Annotated in this window: 11 protein-coding genes and 1 tRNA gene; 5 read left to right on the top strand and 7 right to left on the bottom strand. The window is 61.8% G+C overall.

What is annotated here, in order from left to right; genetic code table 11:
• Positions 1-43 precede the first annotated feature (43 nt).
• Positions 44-3,181, top strand: a complete 3,138-nt coding sequence (locus tag SynBMKMC1_RS02405; protein ID WP_186472596.1) for an efflux RND transporter permease subunit — start codon at positions 44-46, stop codon at positions 3,179-3,181.
• Here SynBMKMC1_RS02405 and SynBMKMC1_RS02400 read toward each other — a convergent pair.
• Positions 3,178-3,483 carry a hypothetical protein gene (locus tag SynBMKMC1_RS02400; protein ID WP_186472595.1) on the bottom strand — a complete coding sequence of 102 codons (306 nt, stop codon included), beginning with the start codon at positions 3,481-3,483 and terminating at the stop codon, positions 3,178-3,180. The genes SynBMKMC1_RS02405 and SynBMKMC1_RS02400 overlap by 4 nt on opposite strands.
• 155 nt (positions 3,484-3,638) lie before the next feature.
• On the opposite strand from SynBMKMC1_RS02400, the gene SynBMKMC1_RS02395 reads away from it, so the two are divergent.
• The gene (locus SynBMKMC1_RS02395; protein ID WP_186472594.1) at positions 3,639-4,565 is read left to right on the top strand and encodes a cupin; all 927 of its coding nucleotides are present in this window, start codon (positions 3,639-3,641) and stop codon (positions 4,563-4,565) included.
• An 89-nt stretch (positions 4,566-4,654) separates the two neighbouring features.
• On the opposite strand, the gene psaB is transcribed toward SynBMKMC1_RS02395, so the two are convergent.
• Positions 4,655-6,871 (bottom strand): photosystem I core protein PsaB, encoded by a 2,217-nt coding sequence (psaB, locus tag SynBMKMC1_RS02390; protein WP_011932315.1) that lies wholly within the window; start codon positions 6,869-6,871, stop codon positions 4,655-4,657.
• 22 nt (positions 6,872-6,893) lie between these two features.
• Positions 6,894-9,197, bottom strand: coding sequence for a photosystem I core protein PsaA (gene psaA / locus SynBMKMC1_RS02385; protein WP_011932314.1), 2,304 nt, complete (start codon positions 9,195-9,197; stop codon positions 6,894-6,896).
• Positions 9,198-9,611: 414 nt separating this feature from the next.
• Between psaA and SynBMKMC1_RS02380 the strand changes: the two genes are divergently transcribed.
• Both SynBMKMC1_RS02380 and cobJ read left to right on the top strand, forming a co-directional pair.
• A complete protein-coding gene (locus SynBMKMC1_RS02380; RefSeq protein ID WP_186472593.1) occupies positions 9,612-10,970 on the top strand; it encodes a hypothetical protein in 1,359 nt (452 codons plus the stop codon).
• Positions 10,971-11,090: 120 nt separating this feature from the next.
• Positions 11,091-12,839, top strand: coding sequence for a precorrin-3B C(17)-methyltransferase (gene cobJ / locus SynBMKMC1_RS02375; protein WP_186472592.1), 1,749 nt, complete (start codon positions 11,091-11,093; stop codon positions 12,837-12,839).
• 15 nt (positions 12,840-12,854) lie between these two features.
• Here the strand turns inward: cobJ and SynBMKMC1_RS02370 are convergent.
• Positions 12,855-12,928 (bottom strand) — tRNA-Pro (locus SynBMKMC1_RS02370).
• A gap of 18 nt (positions 12,929-12,946) precedes the next feature.
• Between SynBMKMC1_RS02370 and lipA the strand changes: the two genes are divergently transcribed.
• Positions 12,947-13,825, top strand: a complete 879-nt coding sequence (lipA, locus tag SynBMKMC1_RS02365; protein ID WP_186472591.1) for a lipoyl synthase — start codon at positions 12,947-12,949, stop codon at positions 13,823-13,825.
• Here lipA and SynBMKMC1_RS02360 read toward each other — a convergent pair.
• From SynBMKMC1_RS02360 to SynBMKMC1_RS02350, 3 genes are read right to left on the bottom strand one after another with little or no spacing between them, the layout of a single operon-like run.
• Positions 13,813-14,934, bottom strand: a complete 1,122-nt coding sequence (locus SynBMKMC1_RS02360) for an FUSC family protein (protein ID WP_186472590.1) — start codon at positions 14,932-14,934, stop codon at positions 13,813-13,815. The genes lipA and SynBMKMC1_RS02360 overlap by 13 nt on opposite strands.
• Positions 14,924-15,127, bottom strand: coding sequence for a hypothetical protein (locus SynBMKMC1_RS02355; RefSeq protein WP_186472589.1), 204 nt, complete (start codon positions 15,125-15,127; stop codon positions 14,924-14,926). The genes SynBMKMC1_RS02360 and SynBMKMC1_RS02355 overlap by 11 nt, the downstream gene beginning before the upstream one ends.
• A gap of 23 nt (positions 15,128-15,150) precedes the next feature.
• Entirely contained in the window at positions 15,151-16,386 is a 1,236-nt protein-coding gene (locus tag SynBMKMC1_RS02350; RefSeq protein ID WP_186472588.1) for a hypothetical protein, read from the bottom strand.
• Positions 16,387-16,422 lie beyond the last annotated feature (36 nt).

Raw genomic sequence — 16,422 nt, 5'->3', positions numbered from 1 at the left:
CTTTCTGCTGTCAGGATCTTGGCGCTCCTGAGCCACTGCGGCCTTGCGGTCCATTTCCCAGCCGTTTCTGCGGCGGCCTGTTTTCACCATCGTCTGCAGCCTGCTCGTGCTGCTGGCAGGGACCGTGGCCTTGGTGGGACTCGGACTGGAAGACCTTCCCCAACTGGCCCCAACACGCGTCAGCGTGAGCGCCACCTTCCCGGCTGCAAGCCCAGAGGTGGTGGAGCAAAGCGTCACAGCCGTTCTTGAGAAACAGCTCAATGGGCTGGAAGGACTGGAGAGCATGACGTCCAGCAGCCGTCAGGGCGGCGCCAGCCTCAGCCTCCGCTTCCAATCAGGGGATCCCGAACTGAACGCGATCAAAGTTCAGAACGAGGTGAATCTGGCCAGCCGCCGGCTTCCCCAGGCCGTGACGCGCCAGGGCCTGAACGTGAACCGATCCACCGATGACTTGCTGTTGATCCTGGGGTTCAGCGCTCCGCCAGGCCTTTACGAACCCATTTTCATCGGCGGCTGGCTGGATCAGAACCTACGGGAAGCGCTCAGGGCTGTGCCGGGCGTGGGAGACATTCGCGTGTTCGGGAGCAGCGAGCTGGCCTTCCGACTCTGGCTTGATCCCAACCGCCTGGAGCAGTTCAACCTCTCCACCAACGACGTCACCGCAGCGCTGGCCGAGCAGAACGTTCTCGCGGCAGTGGGAAGCCTGGGAGAAGCCCCAGCACCCGCCGGACAACTGTTCAGCCTTCCCATCGATGCAGAAGGACGTCTGCGCAATCGAGCTGACTTCGAAGCCATGGTGGTGAAGCGCACGGAGGCAGGTGGTCTCGTGCGCTTGAAGGATGTTGGACGAGTCCAACTCGGCCAGCGCAGTTACGGCAGCAGCACCCTGAACCTTGAGGGGAACAGCTCTGTCGCAGTGGGCATTTTCCAGCGAGACGGTGCCAACGCCCTCGAAGTGAGTGGCGCGGTGATGGAAGCGCTCAAGCGCCTGGAAAGCAGTTTTCCTCCCAGCCTGAGCATGCAGGTGATTGTGGATGTCGCTGAAACGGTGCAGGCCAACCTGGATCGCACCACAGGAACATTGCGCGATGCGGTGGTGCTCGTGCTGGTGGTGCTGGTGCTGTTCCTCGGGCGCTGGCGACTGGCGCTGATTCCTGGCATCGCCGTCCCTGTCGCCTTGATCGGCAGCCTCGTTGTGGTGCGGCTCAGCGGCTCGAATCTCAACAGTCTGATTCTGTTCGGATTGGTGCTCGCCACCGGAATCGTGGTCGACGACGCCATCGTGGTGAGCGAAGACATCGCCGGGCGAATCGAAGACGGCGCTGAACCTCAGGGTGCTGCTGAAGACGCCATGGCCGAGCTGGCTGGCGCGGTGGTGGCGACCTCACTCGTCTTGGCTGCCGTGTTCCTGCCGGTGCTGCTCATCCCAGGATCCATCGGACGCCTTTACCAACCGATTGCACTGGCCATCAGTGGAGCCATCCTGTTTTCCACCTTCAACGCCCTCACCTTCACCCCGATGGCCTGTGCCCGGGTTCTCAGTTCAGGAAGCGGGCGCTTACCCGGGCCTGTGAAACGCATCAGCCAGAGGCTGCGCCAGGGGATGCGGCGTCTGCAGAGCTGGTATGGCCAAGCCCTGGCGCTCTGGCTCCCTCGCGGTCGCATCGTTCTCGGTCTGATTTTGACGGGTCTGATGCTGACGGGGATCGGCCTGGCAACGATTCCCACCTCCTTCATCCCCGATGAAGATCAGGGACAAGTGCGGGGGTATTTCACCCTGCCGGAGGGAGCCAGCCTCGAGCGCACCGAGGCGGTGATGGAACGGATCCGTCAGGTGATCGCGGAGGAACCGTTGATCCGCAGCGGCAACTTCTATGCGGGCCGTTCATTCGGCCAGAGTGGAGAAGACAGGGGCGCCTTTTACTTGCGTTTAGCTCCCCTGAAGGAGCGATCGGGGCGCGAGAACAGCAGCGAAGCCGTGAAGAAACGGCTGAACAAGGCTCTTCAGCGACAAATTACAGATGCCAGGGTGATTGTCACCACGCCTCCCACAGTGCGGGGATTCAGCAGTGAATCGGGTCTGCAGATGCAACTGTTGGACCGCAGTGGCGGCCAACTGAGTCTTCAGGAGTTCGAAACCCAGGCGCAGCGTTTCATTCGAGCCGCACAGGACTCCGGCCGCTTTCAGCGGGTGAGCACCCGCTTTGATGCCAGTTCACCTCGATGGCGACTGGAGATCGACAGAACCCAGATGGCAGCCCTTGACCTGCCAGTGGGACCAACCCTTCGTGACATCGGGACGGCCATCGGTGGTCGCTACATCGATGACACCTTCGAAGGCGGGCAGATCCGCAGCATCTACGTTCAGCTTGAGGGATCCGATCGCAGCACTCCCGATGACCTAACAAGTCTGATGGTGCGCAATCGCAGCGGTGAACTGGTCTCAGTGGCCAATGTTGCGCGCCTCAAACGGGATTCGGGGGCCAACAGCATTACCCACTACAACCAAAACCGCTCGATCAGCATCATTGCTGTGCCGACCGATGCTGTGAGCAGCGGACAGGCCATCGATCTACTTCAAACCCTGAGCGATCGCACCGGCGGATCCAATCTGGCCCTCACCTTCACCGGATTGGCCAAAGAAGAGACCCGGGCTGAATCCGTGAGCTGGGTGCTGTTTGCTCTCGGCCTCACGGTGGTTTACCTGCTGTTGGCCGGGCTCTATGAAAGTTTCCTCGACCCTCTGATCATCCTGCTCACCGTGCCCATGGCCCTGCTCGGGGCCTTGATCGGCTTGAAACTCCGAGGCCTCACTCTGGACGTTTATGCCCAAATGGGCCTTCTCGTTTTGGTGAGCCTGGCCGCCAAGAACGGGATCCTGATCGTGGAATTCGCCAATCAGCGCCTCGAGCAAGGCATCCCTCTCTTCGAAGCCATCGAGGAAGCGGCCATCAACCGAATGCGACCGATCCTGCTCACCGCGGTCACGTCGCTGGCGGGTTTCCTGCCCCTGCTTCTGGCCAGCGGCAGCGGATCAGCCAGCCGGATCAGCATCGGAACGGTCGTCTTCAGTGGATTGTTGGTGTCCACACTGCTGTCCTTGTTTGTGATTCCAGCGATCTATCTCCAGCTCAAACGCTGGCGCGGCGTGGGGCCATCGATGCCGGAGCTGGATGGTTAACAGGGTTCAAACCGTTCATTCAGGGCGGGACCACCCATGGGCGGAATGGCACAGGTCCCCCCGGCGTTCACAACAGCCACCTCCATCACCGCCACTGGTTCAGGACTGATGGGCAGCGGGGAGCTTGAAACCGAGACAGCGCCGGACGAAGACAAAGTCTCCGAAGCCTGAACGCGCTCCTCAGCATCGACCTGCGCCAGGTCGATGCGCTGACCGGGCAGGATCTGCATCGTGAGGTTGTAACCGGTCGCTGCCGCGGAAAGAAGCAACACAAGTTCGAGACGGGGAGGCAACGTCGGCATGGTGAGCCAGGTGTACGGCGGAGATGACTTAGTTCAGCGTCCAAGAGCCGCGGAAAGGTGACTGAGCCTCAGCAAAAACATGACGCGGTGCATACCGAAGCTCAAAGCGTCGATTCGTAAGGTGGTTCTCTTTTTTAGACTGAGGTGATGGGCGCATGGTGAGCAGTGCAACCACACAAAGCCTGTCCTCGGAGCAGGCCCAATACTTCTCCTACGGGGAAGCGGCCAATCCGATTCGCAGCGGCCTGACCGAGCTCGTGCCTTATCGGAGCTTTTCGCCCAGCTTCTTTGAGGAACCTGGCAGCGCAGTGCTGCCTCTGGATCTGAGTGCGGAACTGGGCTGCGCAGGGCCAGCCACAGGCCCCTCACTCTGCGCCAACTTCGTGCGTCTGGATCAGGAGGAGTTGCGTACAGCAGCAGTGGCCACCAGCCAGCTGTTCTTCGTGGCCGAGGGTCATGGCGAAACGGCTGCCTGCGGTCAACGCTTCACCTGGAGCAAGGGCGACATGCTCGTCCTACCGGCCGGCGGCGACGCTATTCACACCAGTGAAGACAAGGCGGCCATTTACTGGGTGCACGACGCGCCCCTGTTGAGGCATTTGGGAGTCGCACCAAGCCAAGCCCGTTTTGGACCCACCTTCTACAGCCATCGCGACAGTCAGCGGAAGCTCTCTGAGATCGCGAGCAGCGCCGTGGGTTCGAAGGCCAACCGAGTGAGTGTGCTTCTGGGCAACAGCGCCTTTCCCCAGTCACGCACCGTGAGCCACACACTCTGGGCCATGCTCGGCATTCTTCCGGCCCACCAGGAGCAGATGCCCCACCGCCATCAATCCATCGCCTTGGACTTCGCTGTGGCCTGCGAACCAGGCTGTTACACCCTGATTGGCACGCAGCTCAATGATCAGGGGCGGATCATCAACCCACACCGGGAAGACTGGGCCCCGGGTGCAGCTTTCGTCACCCCGCCTGGCTACTGGCATTCCCATCACAACGAATCCGGCGCGGACGCGTACGTTCTGCCGATTCAAGATGCTGGCCTGCACACCTACTTGCGCACGCTCGACATCCGTTTCAGCGGCTAGTTGCCATAAAAAAATCCCGTCCGGACAACCGGACGGGACAGAGGAGGAACGACTGCTGACGTCAGATGCAGGTTCGTTGAATCAAGCGATCAACCGAACTTGCCAGAGGTCGAAGCGATCAGGAATGCGGCGTACGTGAGGATGTACCCGATCGTGAAGTGGGCGAGTCCCACAACACGGGCCTGAACGATGGACAGAGCCACAGGCTTGTCGCGCCAGCCGACGAGGTTGGCCAGAGGGGTGCGCTGGTGAGCCCAGACGATGGTCTCGATCAGCTCTTGCCAGTAACCACGCCAGGAGATCAGGAACATGAAACCGGTGGCCCACACCAGGTGACCGAACAGGAACATCCAGGCCCAGACGGCGAGGTTGTTGCTGCCGAACGGGTTGTAACCGTTGATCAGCTGGGAGGAATTAAGCCACAGATAGTCGCGGAACCAGCCCATGAGATAGGTGCTGGATTCGTTGAACTGAGCCACGTTGCCCTGCCAGATGGCGAGGTGCTTCCAATGCCAGTAGAAGGTGACCCAACCCACGGTGTTCAAAGCCCAGAAGACGGCCAGATAGAAGGCGTCCCAAGCGGAGATGTCGCAGGTGCCGCCACGGCCGGGGCCGTCGCAGGGGAAGGAGTAGCCGAAGTCCTTCTTGTCGGGCATCAGCTTGGAACCACGAGCATCCAGTGCACCCTTCACAAGGATCAGGGTGGTGGTGTGCAGTCCCAGAGCGATGGCGTGGTGAACAAGGAAGTCACCAGGGCCGATGGGCAGGAACAGGTCGTTGCTGCCGCGTACACCGTTGATGGCATCCATCCAACCGCCCATGTAGGCAGCGTTGGCATTGGCGGCCACACCACCGGTATTGGCAAGCAGAACGTCGAAGCCGTAGATCGCCTTACCCGACGCAGCCTGAACGAACTGAGCGAAGACGGGCTCAACCAGGATCTGCTTCTCGGGGGTCCCGAAAGCCACGACCACGTCGTTGTGAACGTAGAGGCCGAGGGTATGGAAACCGAGGAAGAGGGAGACCCAGCTCAGGTGACTGATGATCGCTTCTTTGTGCTCGAGCATCCGAGCCAGGACATTGTCCTTGTTGGCTTCGGGGTCGTAGTCACGGATGAAGAAGATCGCACCGTGAGCGAAGGCACCGCACATCAGGAAGATGGCGATGTACTGGTGGTGGGTGTAGAGCGCAGCCTGGGTTGTGTAGTCCTTCGCGATGAAGGCGTAGGACGGCATCGCATACATGTGCTGAGCCACCAGGGAGGTGACAACGCCCAGGGATGCAAGGGCCAGACCGAGCTGGAAGTGCAGGCTGTTGTTGATGGTGTCGTAAAGACCCTTGTGGCCTGCGCCCAGGTCTCCAGGTGTGCCCTGAGGGGGGTTATGGGCTTCGAGGATCTCGCGGATGGAATGTCCGATCCCGAAATTCGTCCGGTACATGTGGCCGGCGATCACGAAGATCACGCCGATGGCCAGATGGTGATGGGCGATGTCGGTGAGCCAGAGAGCCTCAGTTTGAGGGTGGAAGCCACCCAGGAACGTCAGGATCGCGGTGCCGGATCCCTCTGCAGATCCGAACACCTGGCCCATGGTGTCGGGATTCTGGGCATACACACCCCAGTTACCGGTGAAGAAGGGTCCCAGACCGGCGGGGTGGGGCATCACGTTGAGGAAGTTATCCCAACCAACGTGTTGACCACGGGACTCAGGAATCGCCACGTGAACCAGGTGACCGGTCCAGGCGATGGAGCTGAAGCCGAAGAGGACAGCCAGGTGGTGGTTCAGGCGGGATTCCGCGTTTTTGAACCAAGCCAGTGAAGGGCGGAACTTGGGCTGGAGGTGAAGCCAACCGGCGAACAGAGCCCAAGCCGACAGGATCATCATGAAGATGGAACCCTGATACAGCTCGGCATTGGTGGTCATGCCGATTGTGTAGAACCAGTGATACAGGCCCGAGTAGGCGATGTTCACCGGTGAGGAGGCACCCGCCTGGGTGAAGGCGTCAATGGCGCCTTGACCGAAGTGGGGATCCCAAATTGCGTGAGCGATGGGGCGCACGTGCAGAGGGTCGGCGACCCACTGCTCGAAGTTGCCCTGCCAGGCGATGTGGAACAGGTTGCCCGAAACCCACAGGCCGATGATCGCGAGGTGTCCGAAATGGGTGGAGAAGAGCTTTTGGTAAAGCTTCTCCTCCGTCATTCCGTCATGGCTCTCGAAGTCGTGAGCCGTGGCGATCCCGTACCAGATGCGGCGGGTTGTCGGGTCCTGTGCCAGACCCTGGCTGAACGAAGGAAATTTCGTTGCCATTAGAGGGAAAGGTCAGGAGAGGTCAGCCGACCACAAGGATGTGGGCGTGGAAGAAGGCCCATGTGGTCGCAATGCCGCCCAAGAGGTAATGAGCGACACCCACGGCACGGCCCTGGGTGATGGACAGCGCACGGGGCTGGATGGCGGGGGCCACCTTCAGCTTGTTGTGAGCCCAAACAATGGACTCGATCAGCTCTTGCCAGTAGCCGCGGCCGCTGAACAGGAACATCAGGCTGAAGGCCCAGACGAAGTGAGCACCAAGGAACATCAGGCCATAGGCACTGGTGTTGGAGCCGTAGCTGTTGATCACCTGAGCGGCCTGAGCCCACAGGAAGTCACGCAGCCAGCCGTTGATGGTGATGGCGCTGTTGGCGAAATTGCCGTTGGTGATGTGCTGAACGGAACCGTCAGCATTCACCGTTCCCCACACATCGCTCTGCATCTTCCAGGAGAAGTGGAAGATCACGATGGAGAGGGAGTTGTACATCCAGAACAGACCCAGGAACACGTGGTCCCATGCGGACACCTGGCAGGTGCCTCCACGGCCGGGGCCGTCGCAGGGGAAACGGAAGCCAAGATTGGCCTTGTCAGGGATGAGGCGGGAATTACGGGCGTAGAGCACACCCTTGAGCAGGATCAACACCGTCACGTGAATCGTGAAGGCGTGGATGTGGTGCACCATGAAATCGGCGGTGCCCAGGGGGATCGGCGCTGCTGCAACCTTGCCACCCACGGCAACGACGGAACCGTTGAACACCTCGCTCACACCCGCAAGGGCGTTGGGAGCAGTGCTGCCAGCAGCAGCGGCGTGCAGTCCCTGAATCCACTGTGCGAACACAGGCTTCAGCTGAATCGCTGAGTCGCTGAACATGTCCTGGGGACGCCCCAGAGCACGCATGGTGTCGTTGTGGATGTAGAGGCCGAAGCTGTGGAAGCCCAGCCAGATGCACACCCAGTTGAGGTGGCTGATCAGGGCGTCACGAGCCTTCAGCACCCGGTCGAGCACGTTGTCCACATGCTTGGCAGGGTCGTAATCGCGGATCATCGCGATGGCAGCGTGCGCTGCCGCACCGACGATCAGGAAGCCACCAATCCACATGTGATGGGTGAACAAACCGATCTGCGTCGGGTAGTCGATTGACATGTAGGCGTATGGAGGCATCGCATACATGTGCTGGGCCACGATGATGCTCAGGGAACCGAGCATGGCGAGGTTCACAGCCAGCTGGGCGTGCCAGCTCGTGGTCATGAACTCGAACAGGCCGTCATGGCCCTTCGTGGCAGGGAACAGCAGGGGATCACCCTTCTGGCCTTCAAGGATCTCCTTGATGGAGTGTCCGATGCCCCAGTTCGTGCGGTACATGTGACCGGCCACGATGAACAGCACCGCGATGGCCAGATGGTGATGAGCGATATCGCTCATCCACATGCTGCCGGTGACTGGGTTCAGACCACCCTTGAAGGTGAGGAAATCGCTGTAGGCGGCCCAGTTACCCGAGAAGAAAGCACCAATACCGGCACCAAATCCGGGATAGAGCTGCGCCAGCAAATCCTGATTGAAGAATTCGTGCGGCAGGGGGATGTCCGCCACAGAAGCGATGGTCTTGCCGTTGAGCACCAGCGGCTGGCCGGCGTCGATGGCATCCATCAACTTGGTGGTGGGCAGGGACACGTGCAGAAGGTGACCTGTCCAGGACAGTGACCCGAGGCCGAGCAGTCCAGCGAGGTGGTGGTTGAGCATCGACTCAACGTTCTGGAACCACTCCAGCTTTGGAGCTGCTTTGTGATAGTGGAAAACGCCTGCATTGAGCATCAGGCCGGCCATCACCAGAGCGCCGATGGCCAAAGACATCAGCTGCGTTTCGTTGGTGATGCCCCAGGCACGCCAGACATGGAAGAGGCCTGAGGTGATCTGAATGCCCTGGAAACCGGCACCCATATCGCCATTGAGGATCTCCTGGCCGAACACTGGCCACACCACCTGAGCGCTGGGCTTCACGTGGGTGGGGTCAGCAAGCCAACCGGAGAAATTGGAGAAGCGGGCTCCATGGAAGAAGGCACCGCTTAGCCAGATGAAGATCACGGCCAGATGGCCGAAGTGAGCACTGAAGATCTTCCGAGAGACCTCCTCAAGGTCACTCGTGTGGCTGTCGAAATCGTGAGCATTGGCGTGGAGGTTCCAAACCCAAGTGGTGGTTTTGGGACCTTTCGCGAGAGCTCGGTCGAAGTGTCCGGGCTTGCCGAACAGCTCGAAGGTTGCTGGATTGTCAACCTTTTCGACCTGAGTCTTCGCGGTGCTCCCACGCTCTGGTGGGCTGATGGTCATCGAGTCGTTCCTCGAGGGACGGGATCGAGGTGGTGGGCCACCCCTCCGATAAACAGATGTTCACCGGGGCCCCGGACGCAGCTCCGCGAAGCGTCACCACGACCGGGCGCCAATGGCGACAGGAGCGAAACCCCTGTCGACCACTGGAGCGCTGGGCCCCAAAGAGGGGACCGCTGGCGGAAGCATAGGGGCGCAGATGCACAGAAGACCCCATGGAGTTACAAAGGTTCAATCCGGCCGCGCGCCTGTCTGGGCCTGATGTTTTCACGACGCCCGCTATCAACAAAAAGTTTTAAATTGCCCAAGAAATTATCCACGCAAACGAAAAAATGCCTCACTAAGTAATGCAAATTGTGCCGAATCTCCTGACTCCGGCATGAGCATTCAGAATGAACTGATCTTGAGTTGGTCCCCATGACGGCTTCGGGCCGATTTCAATCCTGGCTCCGCTGGATCACTGCTCTCCTCAGCGTTGTGTTGCTGGTCACCAGCGCAGAGCCGGCCTCGGCCTGGGGATGGGGGCGGATGGGATCGATGGAGACCGGGTCAGCCGTGGATCCCTTGGCTCCCACTGCCCCAAGCGGACGCCTGCAGGAAGTGGCGCCTCCAGGGGCGGTTCAACAACTTCAGACAGCCCTGGCTGCTCATCATCCTCAGTTGCAGCTCACCAGCCCCGCCGATGGCAAGGTGCTCCAGCCGAACCAGCAAACCCTGGTGCTGCAGGTGAGCGACTGGCCCCTGGCCCAGGATCCCGAGTTCGGCCTGGGAGCCCATGTGGCGCTGCAGATCGATGACCAGCCTCCTCTGCGATTCAGCGAAGCCGAGGGCGGACGCTTGCGCATCCAACTCCCAGCGCTCACAGCGGGAAGCCACCGTTTCACCGCTTATGCGGCCATGCCCTGGGGCGAAGCGGTGAAAACCCCTGGAGCCAGTTTGCAATGGCGTTTTGATCAGCTTCAAGGTCTTGAAGGAACGCAGCCAGCACCTGACGCCCCCTGGCTTGCCATGGTCAGCCCGTCGGACCTGGGCGGCGGTGAGCCCCTTTTTCTCGATTGGCTGATTTGGAACGCACCGCTGCAGAACCTGCGCGAAGGAGACGCTCGCTGGAGGCTGCGAATCTCCGTGAATGGAGACAGTTTTCTGGTGGACCGACAGGAGTCTCTCTGGATCAAGGGGGGCGGCAGTGGTCCTGGGCGCGTGCAGATGGAGCTCCTGGATGGCGTGGGTGAACCGATGAGCCCTGTGTTCAATAACCAACTTCGGCCAATCGCCCATCAGCCGGGATCGCGCCCCATCTGGATGCAATCCCGGCTCAGTGACGCGCAGATCGCCCGACTGCTGGGGGACGTGGTCAAGTCGGACGAATCCCCAGACCCAGAACTGGAATCAGGCGCGGAACCAGCCACAGAACCAGCCACAGAACCAGCCACAGAACCAGCCACTGAACCGCAGGTTGTGCAGGAGCCAGTCGCGCTCGAGAAGCCCTTGGACGAACCCATGAATGAGCCCATGGAGGAGGCCATGGAGGAGGCCATTGAAGGGCCAGCTGAGGAGGTCCTCCCCCCAGAAGCCACCGCTGCGGAGACACCAACCTCCGCAGACGCGCGTCCCGAGGAAGTCCCCCAAGAGGACACACCCCAAGAGGACACACCTCCCAGCGCCGAAAGCGCCCCTGCGCCAGCACCGCAACAGGAAGCTCCGCAGGCAGCACCATCCAGCAGCCTGGGAGGATCGGCGAGGGAGCTATTGAACGCTGATGGCACCCAGCGCTGACCATCCGAGGCTGCAGTTCTGAACGACACGTCTTCCCCATCACGCTCTGGTGCTGCAACGCTGGCCATCGGACTCTCACGGAGCGCCTGGCCGCTGCTTCAGCGCCTGGCAAACCAGGGCTTGAGCGAACGCATCGCGCTCTCCCCCAGTGCCGCTGCATCCCTCGATCCCTGCCCAGATTCAGTGCTGGTGGCGAGCGCCAGTGAGCTCTTGCAGACACACTGGAGCGAGGGCGGTCGCCTGATTGTGGTTGGAGCTCTGGGAGCCGTCACCCGACTGATCGCCCCGCTGATCAACGACAAAGAGAGCGATCCGGCTGTTCTGGTGCTTGATGCCCAGGGTCTGCAGGTGGTCCCTCTTCTGGGCGGGCATCGCGCCGGAGGGGAACAGTTGGCCAGGGAGCTCGCAGCAACGCTTGGGGGTACCGCAGTGATCACCGGTGATGCAGCCACGCAGGGGCGGCTTGCGCTGGATTCCTTCGGAGAACTCTGGGGGTTTCGGCGCAGTGGCACGACCGATGCCTGGCGCCGGCTGATGATCCAACAGGCCCAGGGAAGCCCGATTGCGGTGAGGCAGCAAAGCGGCAGCGAACACTGGCGCGCTTGTGCCTCAGCCAGCACCTTGGCATTCACCTCAAACCCTGATGACAGGTCCGAGCTGGCGATTGGTCCTGGGAGTCACGCCGCACCCTGTCGCTGGCATCCAGCCACCTTGTGGCTGGGCCTCGGCTGCGAACGCAACACGAGCCAGTGCCTGATTGAACGCGCCATTCATCAAGCACTGGAGAGCGCAGGGCTGGCCGCCGAGGCCGTTGCTGGCTTCGGCAGCATTGAGATCAAGAGCGATGAGCCCGCTTTGCTCGCCTTGGCGCAGGACTGCGACTGGACAGTCAGGTTCTTCAGCGCCTCAGCCCTCGCGGCAGTACCGGTGCCAACACCGTCGGCCGTCGTCGAAGCGGAGATAGGCACAGCATCGGTTGCGGAAGCCGCGGCTCTGCTGGCCGCTGGGGAAGGTGCCCAGCTCTTGCAGAGCAAACGCATCCTCCATGCCGGGCCTGAGGAGCAGGGTGCAGTCACCGTGGCGATCGCCGAAGCGGCGCAGCCCTTTGCACCGCAACGGGGAGAACTGCACCTCATCGGCAGCGGTCCAGGGGATCTCAGCCTGCTCACCCCCGATGCCCGCCGCGCGTTGAGTCGCTGCGGGGTCTGGGTGGGCTACGGGTTGTACCTGGATCTGCTCGAACCGCTGCGCCGCCAGGACCAGGTGCGGCTGGACGGTCAACTCACCCGCGAACGGGACCGTTGCCAGCAGGCCCTGTCCCTTGCTCAGCAGGGAGCCAGAGTGGCGCTGGTGTCGTCTGGCGACAGCGGCATCTACGGCATGGCCGGGCTGGCCCTCGAGCTGTGGATGGCGCTGGCTGAATGCTCACGTCCGTTGTTCGAGGTGCATCCAGGCCTCTCCGCTCTTCAACTGGCGGCGGCCCGGGCCGGAGCGCCGCTGATGCATGACTTCTGCACCATCAGCCTCAGCGATCGCCTCACGCCCTGGCCTGTGATTGAACAACGGCTGCACGCCGCAGCAGCCGGCGACTTCGTCGTCGCTCTTTATAACCCGCGATCCAAAGGCCGCGACTGGCAGCTACAACGGGCCCAGGAGATTCTTCTCGGCCATCGTCCCGAGCACACACCCGTGGTGATGGCCCGTCAGCTGGGCCGCACAGAAGAACAGGTGACCCTGCATGGCCTCAAGGCTCTGCCTGTGACCCAGGTGGACATGCTCACAGTGCTGGTGATCGGCAACAGCAGCAGCACCATGGAAGGCGGGCGCATGGTGACCCCGAGGGGATATCCGGGCGCCGAACTCAGCTAATGGAATCGCGTGCAGTCGGGATGACAGGATTCGAACCTGCGGCCCCTTCGTCCCGAACGAAGTGCGCTACCAAGCTGCGCTACATCCCGATTGACAGACTGTAGAAGATGACATCTGCCTTGAAACCCGAGTGGTTGCGCGTGAAAGCGCCGCAGCGGGAGCGCATCGGTGCCGTTGCCGATCTTCTGCTCGACCTGAAGTTGAACACGGTCTGCCAGGAGGCCAGTTGCCCCAACATCGGTGAGTGCTTCGCCGGCGGAACGGCCACCTTTCTGATCATGGGCCCGGGCTGCACCCGCGCCTGCCCTTACTGCGACATCGACTTCGACAAGAGCGTCCGTGAGCTCGACCCCACCGAACCGGAACGGCTCGGGGAGGCGGTGGCGCGTCTGGGTCTGAAGCACGTGGTGATCACCTCGGTGAACCGGGACGACCTGCAAGACGGTGGAGCCTCCCAGTTCGTGGCCTGCATCGAGCAGGTGAAGCAACGCTCACCACTCACCACGATCGAGCTGCTGATTCCCGACTTCTGCGGCAACTGGGACGCCCTGGCCACAGTGATGGCGGCAGCACCCCATGTGCTCAACCACAACATCGAAACGGTGCCGCGGATGTACCGCCTGGCTCGTCCTCAGGGCATTTACGAACGGTCCCTGGAACTTCTGCAGCGGGTTCGGGACGACTGGCCACGGGCTTACAGCAAGTCTGGCCTGATGGTGGGCCTCGGTGAAACCGACGACGAGGTGATCGACGTGTTGCGCGACCTGCGCACCCACCGGGTGGACATCGTCACCATCGGCCAATATCTCTCCCCAGGCCCCAAGCATCTGGCCGTGGATCGTTTTGTGACCCCTGAGCAATTCGACACCTACCGCCGCATCGGCGAGGAGGAGCAGGGCTTTCTGCAGGTGGTGAGCACCCCCCTCACCCGCAGCAGTTATCACGCCGGCGAGGTGCAGAGGCTCATGGCCACTCACCCCCGCTGAGCATCTGGACTGACAAGCCCCTGCCCCAACCAGGCGGCTTCTTCACGGGCCGCCGGGTAGAGCCGGCGCAGTTGCTCCAGACTGTCCGGATCACCCCGATCGAGCAGACGGCGGTAGCGGACTAAAGAGGACTGGGGGAAGAGGAGAACCCCGGACAACAGCGCCAAGCCGCTTCCCAGCAAGTAGTCGATCCAGCGATTCGGGATGTACCAGGCCACGAGCGGCCCATAGCCAGCAAACGCCACACCGCTGGAGATCAGGGCCGTGCGCAGGTAGGGGCCGAGATTCAGGGCAACCAGCAGGGCCGCCGTGCCACCCATGGCCAACCCCACTCCCACGCTGTTGAGACCGATGGTGTTGAACACCAGCAGGGGCATCAACACCCCCAGGCTCACCCCCACCATCCGGTCACGAACCCGGGCCATGGTGGCGCCAATGCTGTCATTCAGCAGCAGTACCACACCGAAATAAAGGTATTTAGGGGTCTGCGTTCCCAGGCCGACGCCGATCGCCAGGGCGAACGCCGCCAGCACGACTTTGCGCCAGAAGCTCCAGCTGGCGAAGGCCAAGCGATACCGCTCCGGCAGAGGCCAATCCTTCCCCCCCGGCCCAGTGGGCGGGGCCGGGGCGCCATAACCCGATGGCGTCAACAACCACTGCACGGCGGTGCCAATGGCCAACCCGATGGCGATGGCCTCCAGCTGATGTCCCCAGTCAGCCCAGGTGGCCGACGAATCCAGCAGGGGCAACACCCCGGCGACGGCCACCACGTTGGTGAGCAACGCCAGCTTGGCCGGCAGTGCCACCGCCATGAGCTGCATCACCACACCGACAATGCCGAACCACCACACCTGGGGGGCATCAGGAAACATCATGCGCACACTGAGCCCCACGCCCATCGCCACAGCGGCAATCACCATCAACACCGGGTAGATGAGCGCAGGCCAGCGACAGAAATCGGGACGCACCACCAACACGCCCACCACCACGCCGAAGGCGGCGGGGATGTCGCCCAGACCAAGCGTGAGGCAGATCAGCCGCGTGATGCTCGCAGCCAGGCCGATCACCAGAGCTGCCCGCAAGCCGAGCCACTGGGCTTCAGTCGTCATGGGGCCTGGGGAGGTCACCCTTGAGCGCCTGCACCCAGCCCACCAGCAGCACGATCAGCAGAAGCGCGAACCAAAACCAGAGCCGTGGTGCCGTGCTGAACACCGTGATCAAGAGCAACACGAGGGCGATCCACGGGACCGGCTGACGCAGGGCGTTCAACCAACTGGATGGGGGCTGGAGGTGACGCGACATGGGGAGGCGGAGAGATCGAAGGTTCAGCGATTGATACCGGAAAGCCAGCGCAGGAACGGCATCGCATAGCTCAGCAGCGAACGCCGTTCAACGGCTGCCTTCGCCTCTGCGGGCTGACCATCCTCGAAACGCAGATCAGGCCCTCGTCCACTGCTCCAACGCAATCCGGTGGGAGTCTGGGCTGACTCCAGCGTCACCCTCACAAGCATCAGAGGCGCTGTCGCTTTCCCAGGCAAGATCGCTAACGGGTCCCCTCCTTCTCCATAGGCTTGCTGCCTGGCCCGCGCCACCAGGGAAGCAGCCAGATCCGCCTCGCCCACCACACTGGCCAGAGCAGTGCCATCAAGCGATGTGGGAGAGATTCCCTGAATCCTGCCCTTCACCCCGCCGTAACGCTGAGCCGTGCCGCCGTATTGATTACGGCTTTGCAAAATCGGTTCGATTTCGATCGGTGCACCAACCTTGAGCCGTGTGGCGTCGGCCTCTGTGAACAGGGCCATCGCCTGTCGAGAAGAGGAGCTAGGTCGGTCTAAGGCCAGCGTGCCTAAGCGCTCACCCGGCAGGACGGGTTGCCCTTTCTCCACCGCCCAACTCACCACCCGGCCATTCTCGGGAGCGCGCAGCTCCAGTGCCTGGTTCTGGGCCTCCAGCTCCGACCGTGCGGCCCGCAGCTGAGACTGCTGGGCCTGAACACGACCCCGATTCGCCTGCAGCTGAGCGATTTTCGCCTCCAGTGAACGGATCGCTGCCTTGTTGCCGAGGTAGAGATCCTGGGCTGAAACCCAGAGGGGGCTGTAGGTGGGGATCACCTGCTGCTGTCGCAAGCTTTCCAGCGCCGTGAGTTGCTTTTTCACAGGCTGATTACTCATCTGCAGAGTGTTGATTTGTTGGCGCACGGCCGCCACCTCTTGGCGATTGGCGCGCAGTTGTTCGACCAATCCCTGCTGCTGTTCCGCATTGGCCTCAAGCTGACGGTCGAGAGCCTGAGGTTGCCCTACGGGATCAGGGCCACCACGGGCAGCTTGATCGATGCGATCGAGCCTTGCGAGCACTTGATTTCGTACAACACGCGCGCCGACAGGGGCCGTCAGATCGAGGACCTGACCAGGAGAGCGGCTGTAGAGGCCTCGTCGATCACCGGGGGCCAGCAACACGGCTGCACCAAACACCTTCACATCGATTGCGGGGAGCACAGCCCAGACCGCAGTCGCGCCGGTGACGAGGGCCATCGGCCAGCACCGTTGCAGAAGAGCAGCCATCTGCAATTGAAAATCGCGCTTAGGGTAACGCCGTTT

The organism is Synechococcus sp. BMK-MC-1, from assembly GCF_014279955.1.
Lineage (GTDB): Bacteria > Cyanobacteriota > Cyanobacteriia > PCC-6307 > Cyanobiaceae > Synechococcus_C.
This window is presented reverse-complemented; position numbering and strand designations above follow the sequence as displayed.

Bases quoted from the DNA above. Each gene is read 5' to 3' on its own strand.
- SynBMKMC1_RS02400 (WP_186472595.1), bottom strand. From the start codon at position 3,483: ATGCCGACGTTGCCTCCCCGTCTCGAACTTGTGTTGCTTCTTTCCGCG.
- SynBMKMC1_RS02395 (WP_186472594.1), top strand. From the start codon at position 3,639: ATGGTGAGCAGTGCAACCACACAAAGCCTGTCCTCGGAGCAGGCCCAA.
- psaB (WP_011932315.1), bottom strand. From the start codon at position 6,871: ATGGCAACGAAATTTCCTTCGTTCAGCCAGGGTCTGGCACAGGACCCG.
- psaA (WP_011932314.1), bottom strand. From the start codon at position 9,197: ATGACCATCAGCCCACCAGAGCGTGGGAGCACCGCGAAGACTCAGGTC.
- SynBMKMC1_RS02380 (WP_186472593.1), top strand. From the start codon at position 9,612: ATGACGGCTTCGGGCCGATTTCAATCCTGGCTCCGCTGGATCACTGCT.
- lipA (WP_186472591.1), top strand. From the start codon at position 12,947: ATGACATCTGCCTTGAAACCCGAGTGGTTGCGCGTGAAAGCGCCGCAG.
- SynBMKMC1_RS02360 (WP_186472590.1), bottom strand. From the start codon at position 14,934: ATGACGACTGAAGCCCAGTGGCTCGGCTTGCGGGCAGCTCTGGTGATC.
- SynBMKMC1_RS02355 (WP_186472589.1), bottom strand. From the start codon at position 15,127: ATGTCGCGTCACCTCCAGCCCCCATCCAGTTGGTTGAACGCCCTGCGT.
- SynBMKMC1_RS02350 (WP_186472588.1), bottom strand. From the start codon at position 16,386: ATGGCTGCTCTTCTGCAACGGTGCTGGCCGATGGCCCTCGTCACCGGC.